This window comes from Variovorax sp. E3, assembly GCF_016082275.1.
Taxonomy (GTDB): domain Bacteria; phylum Pseudomonadota; class Gammaproteobacteria; order Burkholderiales; family Burkholderiaceae_C; genus Variovorax.
Genome location: NZ_MOWM01000036.1, coordinates 44575 through 54347 on the forward strand (window position 1 = coordinate 44575; position 9773 = coordinate 54347).

Here is a 9773-nt window from a genome sequence, read left to right on the forward strand (position 1 = left end):
TGGGCTTCACGGTACTGCAAGCGTAGAATGTACGCCAATGGCGTAGTCTTGGGCGCATGCTCACCGTCGTTGAAACACCAACTTTTCAGAAGCTATGGCCGAACTATTGGACAGAGGACGAGCGCGGTGAGTTCGCAGCCTACATCTCGGAGAACCCCGACGCTGGAGATCTTGTCCAGAAGTCAGGCGGGGTTCGCAAGGTGCGCTGGAGCCGTGCCGGATCGGGCAAGAGCGGTGGCGTGCGAATCGTCTATTTCAACCGCGGCAGGTTCGACGAAGTCGTCTTGATGTTGATCTATGCCAAGGCGAACCTCGATTCGATCTCTGGCGAAACCTTGAAGGAGTTGCGCGATGCCGCAGAAAAAGCCAATGAGTGATGCCGAACTGGCCGCCTTCGAAGCGAGCCAGGACTTCGAGGCGTTGCTGGTGCAGTCGGCACGCGAAATGGGCGCGGGCAAGACGCGCAAGGTCTACACGCCGGTCGTTGCCGCGCGTGAGAACGCGGGTTTGTCGCAGGCCGGGTTTGCGCAGCTGCTGGGCGTGTCGGTGCGTACGTTGCAGCAATGGGAGCAGGGGCGTCGCGAGCCGACTGGCGCGGCAAAGACCTTGATTGCCATTGCACAGAAGATGCCAGAAGCCCTGAGGGCCGTGGACCCGAACCACAAGAAACCGCGGCCGGCGCACGGCCGTGCGAAGGTCAAGAAAACCAAGGCTTGATGAGTCACGTCGACACGCGGCCCATTGATCGCAGTGGTTCGAATCAAAGTCCGCGTGAACCCCAATTTGTTCACTGCGCGGGGCTTCCGCCAACGCACTTCTGTTCTTACATTCAATGACCGCCGCGCCTCACGGCGGGACATTGATGCGCACACCGCAGCGATGTCGATGTGAGGCACAAAAGGCGACGGCCAAGGTGCGCTAACACCATGGCCGTCTGACCAATCAACGTGCACATACTTTGGAAAGAGAGCACATCGAATGGCTGATCAAATTATCGCCGGGCGAGCCACGCCCCAATCCCGCAGCGCCGCTGCCCCCACAGACGCTGCCGATCTTCTTGAGAAAAAGTCCACCCAATTGCAAGCATTGCTGAAATGTTGCTTCGGGGACTGCAGCGAATGGTTCGACGGAATCGGGAAGGTGAATCGGGACAGCGTGATGTGGGTTGCGTCGGACTTGGCTGATGAGGTGGCCGAGCTTTCGCAGCAGGTGCTGATGCGGATCAACGCGTCGGACCACGCGGCGCCTATGTGAGTGCCGCAAGCGGCGACAACCGCTCGCGAAAGTAGTTCGCGGTTTCTTCGTCGCTGCAGTAGACGTAGCACCCTTTCATGCCTCGCGTCATCAACGTGCGGTAGGTGTTCTTGATGATCAAGTCCGCCTCTGCGACGGCCTTCTTCGGATCGGTCTTGAACCGCGTCTTGTAGCCGTGAAGTGCTCCTCGTGCACGCCTCGTTCCTCGGGTACAGCCATGACTTCACCGTCACGTCCGATGAGTTCTCGTCGACTCGTGTGTTGATGGTTGTGAAATTCGGCCGCTAGTGTTTCTCTGGCGCAGGAAGGTTGCAAAGTCGATCTTCTTTGGTAGTGATTGCAAAGTCCGGTTACGCTTATCGCATTCGTTATGGAATGTGAAAAATGGAGCCGTTCGATCCTTTGGCTGTCGAGAACGTCGGAGTGACACTAGCCGTAGAACTTGTGGAGCAGATGCTCCATGCACTGCCGCCTGCAGAGAGATTCGCGGGCGCAGGGGTTTATGCCCTTTACTACCTAGGCAACCACCCCGCCTATGCAAGGCTCGTTGCTTTGGATGGGGGGAGGGCGGGGGCAAGTACCCTGTTTACATCGGCAGCGCGGTGAGAGAAAACGTCAAACAGGGATTCAGTCCGCGGCCTACCAGTCAAGCAAGACTTTGGACCCGTCTGGGACACCACGGCGAATCGATTCGAGAAGTTCAGGATGCGGGCCTTGATGCAGGATTTCGATTGGAAGACTTTCGCTGTCGATTTTTAGCGTTGAACGACGCATATGTGACCCTGGCGGAATCAGTTCTTATCGCTACTTTCCGGCCCGCATGGAATGGCATGGGCTTTGGAAGCAAAGTTGTGGGTGTTAGGCGCGAAGGACAGATTCCATCCCTGTGGGATTCTCTTCACCCAGGACGAGGGGGGCGTCCTGCGGGCAACGTTGAGCAACGTGCTAAAGCAGAGGCCAAGATTCAAGAGAGCATCGATAAGCTCTCGGAACTGCCCTCTGACCCACGCTCCGCCAAGATGATGGAGAAAATTAAGAGGTTCCTTTGAGGCGATCGTGCACACGCTGCACGATCACATGGGCGAGCTTTGTGGGAACGGCATTCCCTAGTTGTCTCATCGTCTCGGACCAAGAGCCATGGAAGATCATCTCGTCCGGAAATGTCTGAAGACGTGCACTTTCTCGGACAGTGAAGTAGCGAACCGTACCGTCAGTGCGACGCAGCATATTCTCCCCCCCTGGAACGCCATGAACCCCGGCCTTAAGTGTCTTTGCAGGCTCATCAAGCGGGCTACCCGTATGTCCTGGATAGGTACGAGCTCCAGGCTGAAAGCGATGATCGGGGAACGCCTTTGCCAGCAAGGGATGGAGCTCGGGATCGGGTAGGTCCGCAATAGCATCTCTGACGGTAACCCATGGGGTCTCGGCTGGCGGAGCCTTGAGCTTCTGCGCACGAGCCTTTCCAGATTCGTCATCCGGCCGATGGCGCTTAGCGACCTTGTGGCGCTCCCAATATTCCCCACTCCGCCATTGGCTCCACAGCAATGCATCGTTGGAGTGGGTGTGAATTGGGTATTCCCATGTCACATTCATGTCGGATCGAAATCCAACAATAAGAATTCGCTCACGCTTTTGAGGTACTCCATAGTTCGCGGCATTGAGTACCCGCATGGCGACTTTATATTGAAGTCCTCGAATTTTCCCTCGCGCCTTGTAGTCCTCTAAACGAAGAAAGTGATCGTGCCAAGGCTCCTTGGTTTTGGCGGTTAGGCTTGGATATTGAAGTTGAAGGCAGATATATTCAAGATAGCTCGAGAAGCTGGCGCGAGTAAGTCCTTTTACGTTTTCAAATACGAAAGCCTTCGGCTGCAGCTCTCTGACAGCGCGAATTGCCTGCGGAAACATATCGCGCTCATCAAGAAAAGCACGATGAAGCCCACCCATGGAGAAGGGTTGGCAAGGTGGCCCGCCGGTAACGAGGTCAATCGTTTTTGAAATGTTGGAGAAGCTGACGTCTCGCACATCCCCTTGAACGAGTGGCCAGGTAGTAAATGGCGCAAGACCAGCTTTTTTGTTTTGACGAATTGTGTCGCAAGCCCAAGGGTCCCAATCAACGACAAGCTGAGGTTTGAAGCCCGCCTGGCTAACTGCCATTCCCAGTCCGCCAGCACCGACGAATAATTCGACTGCGTTCATGAATCAAGAAACTCTCTAATTCTTAGTGTGAGTGCCTCTTTATCACGAATTTGGCACTCCCAGATTGTCATTACATTCCAGCCCGTCGACTCTAGTTTTTTTTGGATTTCAAGGTCTCGCCTTTTGTTTTCTTCTAGCTTGGGTATCCAAAAATCAAGCCTTGATTTTGGCAGCCGTGCTAGGCGGCATGTGGGGGCGTCATGTCTGTGCCAAAAGCAGCCGTGAACAAAGATAATTTTGTGTCTGGCTACAAAAACTAGATCAGGTTTCCCTGGAAGATCTTTTTTGTGCAACCGATAGCGATATCCCATGCCGTGAATGAGTCGACGCACGATTACTTCGGGGCGTGTCCCAGTGGCGCGCACTCTACTCATCCGTTCGCTGCGCTGAAGTGGCGTCAGAGTATCCATGAGCTATTTTTTGCCATGCACAGCCCTTTTACAACGCCACGATGCTGTGCATTCAGTGTTGTCGTGTGCTCTTTTCGCGTCTTGTTTGGCGCAGCAGAAAGCAAAAAGGCCACCCTTTTGGGGTGACCTGACTGCTTGATACCACTATCAAATTTTGGTGCCGGAGAGATGAATCGAACACCCGACCTTCTCATTACGAATGAGCTGCTCTACCGACTGAGCTACACCGGCGAAGCCTCAGATTATAGCCAAAAAATCAGGCCTTCTCTGCGTGGTACTGCGTCAATCTCTCAACTTCGTTTCGAGAACCCAACATCACGCTCACGCGCTCGTGCAGTTTGGTGGGTTTCAGGTCCAGGATGCGCTGCTTGCCGTTGGTTGCGGCGCCGCCGGCCTGCTCGACCAGCCAGCTCATGGGGTTGGCTTCGTACATCAGGCGCAGCTTGCCGGCCTTCTCGGGCTCGCGCTTGTCCCACGGGTACATGAAGACGCCGCCGCGCATCAGGATGCGGTGCACGTCGGCCACCATGCTGGCAATCCAGCGCATGTTGAAGTCCTTGCCGCGCGGGCCTTCCTTGCCGGCCAGGCACTCGTCGATGTAGCGCTTCACGGGCTCGTCCCAGTGGCGCATGTTGCTCATGTTGATGGCAAATTCCTTGGTGTCCGCCGGAATCTGGATGTCTTCCTGCGTCAGCACGAAGCTGCCTTGCTCGCGGTCGAGCGTGAACATGGCCACGCCGTTGCCCACGGTCAGCACCAGGGTGGTCTGCGGGCCGTAGATGCAGTAGCCGGCCGCCACCTGCTGGGTGCCTGCCTGCAGAAAGTCGCCTTCCTGCACGCCGGGGTGGTCGTCGGGCTTCTTCAGCACGCTGAAGATGGTGCCGATGCTCACGTTCACGTCGATGTTGCTGCTGCCGTCCAGCGGGTCGAACATGAGCAGGTATTCGCCCTGCGGGTAGCGGTTGGGCACCACGTGGATGGATTCCATTTCCTCGCTGGCCATGGCCGCGAGGTGGCCGCCCCATTCGTTGGCCTCGATGAGCACTTCGTTGGCGATGATGTCCAGCTTCTTCTGGATCTCGCCCTGCACGTTCTCGCTCTCGGCGGTGCCGAGCACGCCGCCCAGCGCGCCCTTGTTCACGGCCTGGCTGATGCTCTTGCAGGCGCGGGCGACCACTTCGAGCAGCAGGCGCAGCTGGCCGGGAATGAGGCCGTCGGCGCGCTGTTGTTCGACGAGGTAGCGGGTGAGGGAAATCTTCTGTTGAGCCATATGCTTTCTGTTCAGTCTCTTCTTGCTTGGTTGCCGGCTCAGTTGCCAGCTAAGGCGCGGGTCACTACCTCGTGGGTGTCCTTGCTCAGGTCGGGCTTGGCGGCCACGCGGGCAATGGCCTCGCGCGCGGCGCTGCGGTACGGCTCGGCCAGCTTGCTCCAGCGGTCGAGCGCGCGCGCAAGGCGTGCGGCCACCTGGGGGTTGATGGCGTCGAGCTCGATCACGCGTTCGCTCCAGAACACATAGCCGGCCGCGTCGGGGCGGTGGAACGCGCCGGGGTTGGCGCTGCAATACGCAAAGATCACGCTGCGCGCGCGGTTGGGGTTCTTCAGCGAGAAGTCGGGGTGCTTCATGAGCTGCTTGACCAGCGGCAGGATGTCGCCGCCGCGGTCGGTGGCGCCGGCCTGCAGCGAGAACCACTTGTCGATGACCAGCGCCTCGTCCTTGAAGATGGCGTGGAAGCGCGCCAGCGCCTGCGCCGCCAGGGTGTGGCCCGACGACACGAGCGCGTTGAGCGAGTTGAAGCGGTCGGTCATGTTGCCCGCGTCCTTGAACCGCTGCAGGGTCTTGCCCGGCCACACGACGTCGCCCGAGGCGCGCGCCGCCAGGCACAGAAAGTTCAGCGCCATGCCGGCCAGCGCGCGGCGGCCCGACGAGGTCGGGTCGGGGCTGTAGGCGCCGGTGTCGTGGTTTTCTTCGTAGGCCCATTGCCAGTCGGAAAAGAGGGCGATGGCCAGCTGGGCGCGCATGGCTTCGCGCACCAGGTGCACGCGCTGCGGGTCGACCACGTCGAGCTGTTCGGCAATGTAGGTTTCCGACGGCAGCGTGAGCACCAGTTCCTTGAAGGCGGCATCGAGCTGCGGGTTGCGCAGCACGCTGCGCATGGCGTCGATGTAGGCGTCGTTCAGCACCGGGGCGGCGTCGGTGGCCAGGGCGGCAATGCCCTGCAGCGCGGCGCGCAGGCCCAGGCGCTGGCCGGCTTCCCAGCGGTTGAACGGGTCGGGGTCGTTGGCCAGCAGGGTGAGCAGCTGGGCGTCGGTGTACTCGAAGTCCAGGATCACCGGCGCGCTGAAGCCGCGCAAGATCGAAGGCACGGGCTCGGCGTCCAGGCCCACGAAGGTGATCTGCTCGCCGGCGCGCGACAGCACCAGGGTGCGCGTGCCGCGGGTCACGTCGCTTTCGCCTTCGAGCTGCAGCGGCAGTTCGCGGCCGTTGGCGTCGAGCAGGCCCACGTTCAGCGGAATGACGAAGGGTTCCTTGGTCGGCTGGCCGGGCGTGGGCGGGCAGCTCTGCACCACGCTCAGGGTGTAGCTGCGGTTGGCGGGGTCGTACACGCCGTGGGCCGCAAGGCGCGGCGTGCCGGCCTGGCTGTACCAGCGCTTGAACTGGGGCAGCAGGCGGGCCAGTTCCGAATCGGGGTTGGCGTCGGCAATGGCCTGGGCGAAATCGTCGCAGGTCACGGCCTGGCCGTCGTGGCGCTCGAAGTACAGGGTGATGCCCTTCTCGAAGCCCTTGCGGCCGACCAGCGTCTGCATCATGCGGACGACTTCGGCGCCCTTTTCATAGATGGTGACGGTGTAGAAGTTGCTGATCTCGATGTAGCTGTCGGGCCGCACCGGGTGGGCCATGGGGCCCGCGTCTTCGGGGAACTGGGCGGTGCGCAGCACCCGCACGTCCTCGATGCGCTTGACGGCGCGGGCCGAGGCGTCGGCGCACAGGTCCTGGCTGAACTCCTGGTCGCGGAAGACGGTGAGGCCTTCTTTCAGCGACAGCTGGAACCAGTCGCGGCAGGTCACGCGGTCGCCGCTCCAGTTGTGGAAGTACTCGTGGCCGACCACGCTTTCGATGTTGCTGTAGTCGGCGTCGGTGGCGGTGGCCTGGTTGGCCAGAACGTACTTCGTATTGAAGATGTTCAGGCCCTTGTTCTCCATGGCGCCCATGTTGAAGTCGCTGGTGGCGACGATCATGAAGCGGTCCAGGTCCAGCGGCAGGCCGAAGCGTGACTCGTCCCACAGCACCGAGTTGATCAGCGAGTTCATCGCGTGCTCGGTCTTGTCGAGGTCGCCGGCGCGCACGTACACCTGCAGCAGGTGCTCCTTGCCGTTGCGCGCCTTGATGCGCTGCTCGCGCGCCACCAGCTTGCCCGCCACCAGGGCGAACAGGTAGCTGGGTTTCTTGAAGGGGTCGACCCACTTGGCGAAGTGGCGGCCTTCGGGCAGCTCGCCTTGCTCGACCAGGTTGCCGTTCGACAGCAGCACCGGGTAGGCGGCCTTGGCGGCGCGCAGCGTGACGGTGTACATCGCCATCACGTCCGGACGGTCGAGGAAATAGGTGATGCGGCGAAAGCCCTCGGCTTCGCACTGCGTGAAGAAGGTGTCTTCGCTCACGAACAGGCCCATCAGCTTGGTGTTCTTGATGGGGCAGCAGGTGGTGAAGAGCTCGAGCTCGAACGTGTCGGGCAGGCCGTCGATGACGAGCTGCTCGCCCTCCATGCGGAACGATGCGCCCTGGCCGTTGACCAGCACGCGGGCCAGGTTCAGCTCGTCGCCGTCCAGGCGCAGCGGCTGCACCGGCACCTCGGGGTTGCGGCGCATCTGCATGCGGTTGAGCACGCGGGTCTTGGCGGGGTCCAGGTCGAAGGTGAGGTCGACGGTGTCGATCCAGTAGGCCGGTGCGGCATAGTCTTCGCGGCGAATGGCAATCGGTTGCCCTTGAGCGTCACGCATCAGCATCGAGTGTCTCCAGAAAATTCGAATGGGCGAGTTCGTTGTAGTCGCAAACCGCGGCAATCACATGGGGGCCGGCAAGCTCGGCGGCGGTATGGGTGCTGCACACGGCCACGGCGCGCATGCCGCCGCGGCGCGCGGCCTCGATGCCGAAGGGCGCGTCTTCGAAGACGATGCAGCGCTCGGGCGCCACGCCGATGCGGCGCGCGGCTTCGAGAAAGATCGCGGGCGTGGGCTTGCCGGTGAAACCCTCGTCGCCGCCCACGATGGCCAGCGGCAGTGGGTCCATCTTCAGGCGCGACATCGCGAACTCGATGTTGTGCTTGTCGCCGGCCGTGCCCACCGCCACCTTGAGTCCACGCGCAACCGCCGCCTTGGCAAAGGCGGTAAAGCCCGCCACCTCGGTGAAGTTGTCGTGGAACATGGCGCGGTAGATTTCTTCCTTCTCGTGCACCATGGCCTGACATTCGGCGTCGGACAGCTCGCGTTCGAAAAGCTCGCGCATGCTCTCCGTGCCGGTGCGGCCGGTGGTGCGCGCAAGGATCTCGCTCACGTCGAGCTTCACGCCGTGGTTCTGCGCAAATTCGACCCACGACCGCGCATGCCAGGGCATGGAGTCGATCATGGTGCCGTCCATGTCGAAGATGAAGGCTTCGACCTTGCCGTTCGTCAGGCTCATGAAAATTACACGCCTTGCTTCAAAGAGGCTTCGATGAACACGTCCAGGTCGCCGTCCAGCACCTTCTGGGTGGCCGAGACTTCGACGTTGGTGCGCAGGTCCTTGATGCGGCTGTTGTCCAGCACGTAGCTGCGGATCTGGTGGCCCCAGCCCACGTCGGTCTTGCTGTCCTCGAGCTTTTGCTGCTCTTCCTGGCGCTTGCGCATCTCGTGGTCGTACAGGCGCGAGCGCAGGCGCTTCCACGCCACGTCGCGGTTGCTGTGCTGGCTGCGGCCGTCCTGGCACTGCACCACGATGCCGGTCGGAATGTGCGTCAGGCGCACGGCCGAGTCGGTCTTGTTGATGTGCTGGCCGCCCGCGCCGCTGGCGCGGAAGGTGTCGGTGCGCACGTCGGAAGGGTTGATGTCGATCTCGATCGAGTCATCGATTTCCGGGTACACGAAGATGCTGGCAAAGCTGGTGTGGCGACCGCCCGACGAGTCGAACGGCGACTTGCGCACCAGGCGGTGCACGCCGGTCTCGGTGCGCAGCAGGCCGAAGGCGTAGTCGCCCTCGACCTTGATGGTCGCGCCCTTGATGCCGGCGGTGTCGCCGGGCGTTCGTCTTCGATCTGCGTCTTGAAGCCCTTGCGCTCGGCGTACTTCAGGTACTGGCGCAGCAGCATGCTGGCCCAGTCGCAGGCCTCGGTGCCACCGGCGCCGGCCTGGATGTCGACAAAAGCGTTCAGCGGGTCGGCCGGGTTGTTGAACATCCGGCGGAATTCGAGCTGCTTGATGTCGGCTTCGAGCGCGGAGGCGTCATCGGCAATGGCCTGCAGGCCGTCCATGTCGCCGTCGGCCTTCGACATCTCGAAGAGCTCGGTGTTGTCCGACAGGCCGTTGGTGAGCCGATCGAGCGTGACGACCACATCGTCGAGCGACTTCTTTTCCTTGCCCAGTTCCTGGGCCTTCTTGGGGTCGTTCCAGACGTTCGGGTCTTCGAGCGATGCGTTGACTGTCCTCAGTCGTTCAGCTTTGGCATCGTAGTCAAAGATACCTCCGTAAATCGACCGTACGGACGGTCAGGTCCGCGAGCATTGCGCTGATTTGGTTGATCTGTTCTGCGTCCATGGGGTGTCCTGACTGTGTTCGGGGAAACCGGACATTTTCTCATGCCCCGAAAGCCGCCGAGGAGATGGCCCCGTATTGCTCCTTCCCCCTCTGGGGGAAGGCTGGGATGGGGGCGGGCAGGGCGTGCCC

9 protein-coding genes, 1 tRNA gene and 2 pseudogenes are annotated in these 9773 nt (G+C 61.0%); 4 read left to right on the forward strand and 8 right to left on the reverse strand.

Going from position 1 to position 9773, the window contains the following annotated elements; all coding sequences use genetic code 11:
- Positions 1-56 precede the first annotated feature (56 nt).
- The 3 genes from BMG07_RS15265 to BMG07_RS15275 all read left to right on the forward strand — a co-directional run bounded on the left by BMG07_RS15265 (position 57) and on the right by BMG07_RS15275 (position 1254).
- Positions 57-377, forward strand: a complete 321-nt coding sequence (locus BMG07_RS15265) for a type II toxin-antitoxin system RelE/ParE family toxin (RefSeq protein ID WP_198085283.1) — start codon at positions 57-59, stop codon at positions 375-377.
- A complete protein-coding gene (locus BMG07_RS15270; RefSeq protein WP_198085284.1) occupies positions 352-717 on the forward strand; it encodes a DNA-binding transcriptional regulator in 366 nt (121 codons plus the stop codon). The genes BMG07_RS15265 and BMG07_RS15270 overlap by 26 nt, the downstream gene beginning before the upstream one ends.
- A 261-nt stretch (positions 718-978) precedes the next feature.
- A complete protein-coding gene (locus BMG07_RS15275) occupies positions 979-1254 on the forward strand; it encodes a hypothetical protein (protein WP_269759002.1) in 276 nt (91 codons plus the stop codon).
- On the opposite strand, the pseudogene BMG07_RS15280 reads toward BMG07_RS15275, so the two are convergent.
- Positions 1247-1411 (reverse strand): annotated as a pseudogene (locus BMG07_RS15280) (DNA/RNA helicase domain-containing protein); the annotation flags it as partial. The gene BMG07_RS15275 and the pseudogene BMG07_RS15280 sit on opposite strands and share 8 nt — an antisense overlap.
- Positions 1412-1631: 220 nt before the next feature.
- Between BMG07_RS15280 and BMG07_RS44900 the strand changes: the two are divergent.
- Positions 1632-2303, forward strand: a complete 672-nt coding sequence (locus tag BMG07_RS44900) for an Eco29kI family restriction endonuclease (RefSeq protein WP_374221283.1) — start codon at positions 1632-1634, stop codon at positions 2301-2303.
- Here the strand turns inward: BMG07_RS44900 and BMG07_RS15290 are convergent.
- The 7 genes and pseudogenes from BMG07_RS15290 to prfB all read right to left on the reverse strand — a co-directional run bounded on the left by BMG07_RS15290 (position 2287) and on the right by prfB (position 9644).
- Positions 2287-3450: a DNA cytosine methyltransferase gene (locus BMG07_RS15290; protein WP_198085286.1), complete on the reverse strand. Its 1164-nt coding sequence runs from the start codon at positions 3448-3450 to the stop codon at positions 2287-2289. The two genes, BMG07_RS44900 and BMG07_RS15290, sit on opposite strands and share 17 nt — an antisense overlap.
- Positions 3447-3860, reverse strand: coding sequence for a very short patch repair endonuclease (locus BMG07_RS15295; RefSeq protein ID WP_198085287.1), 414 nt, complete (start codon positions 3858-3860; stop codon positions 3447-3449). Before BMG07_RS15295 ends, BMG07_RS15290 begins: the two co-directional genes overlap by 4 nt.
- Positions 3861-4015: 155 nt before the next feature.
- Positions 4016-4091, reverse strand: a tRNA-Thr gene (locus BMG07_RS15300).
- Positions 4092-4116: 25 nt separating this feature from the next.
- The gene (locus tag BMG07_RS15305) at positions 4117-5130 is read right to left on the reverse strand and encodes a class 1 fructose-bisphosphatase (RefSeq protein WP_198085288.1); all 1014 of its coding nucleotides are present in this window, start codon (positions 5128-5130) and stop codon (positions 4117-4119) included.
- A 38-nt stretch (positions 5131-5168) separates the two neighbouring features.
- A complete protein-coding gene (pepN, locus tag BMG07_RS15310) occupies positions 5169-7862 on the reverse strand; it encodes an aminopeptidase N (protein WP_198085289.1) in 2694 nt (897 codons plus the stop codon).
- Positions 7849-8535 (reverse strand): HAD family phosphatase, encoded by a 687-nt coding sequence (locus BMG07_RS15315; RefSeq protein ID WP_198085290.1) that lies wholly within the window; start codon positions 8533-8535, stop codon positions 7849-7851. Before BMG07_RS15315 ends, pepN begins: the two co-directional genes overlap by 14 nt.
- A gap of 5 nt (positions 8536-8540) precedes the next feature.
- Positions 8541-9644: pseudogene (gene prfB / locus BMG07_RS15320) on the reverse strand (peptide chain release factor 2).
- Positions 9645-9773: the final 129 nt, after the last annotated feature.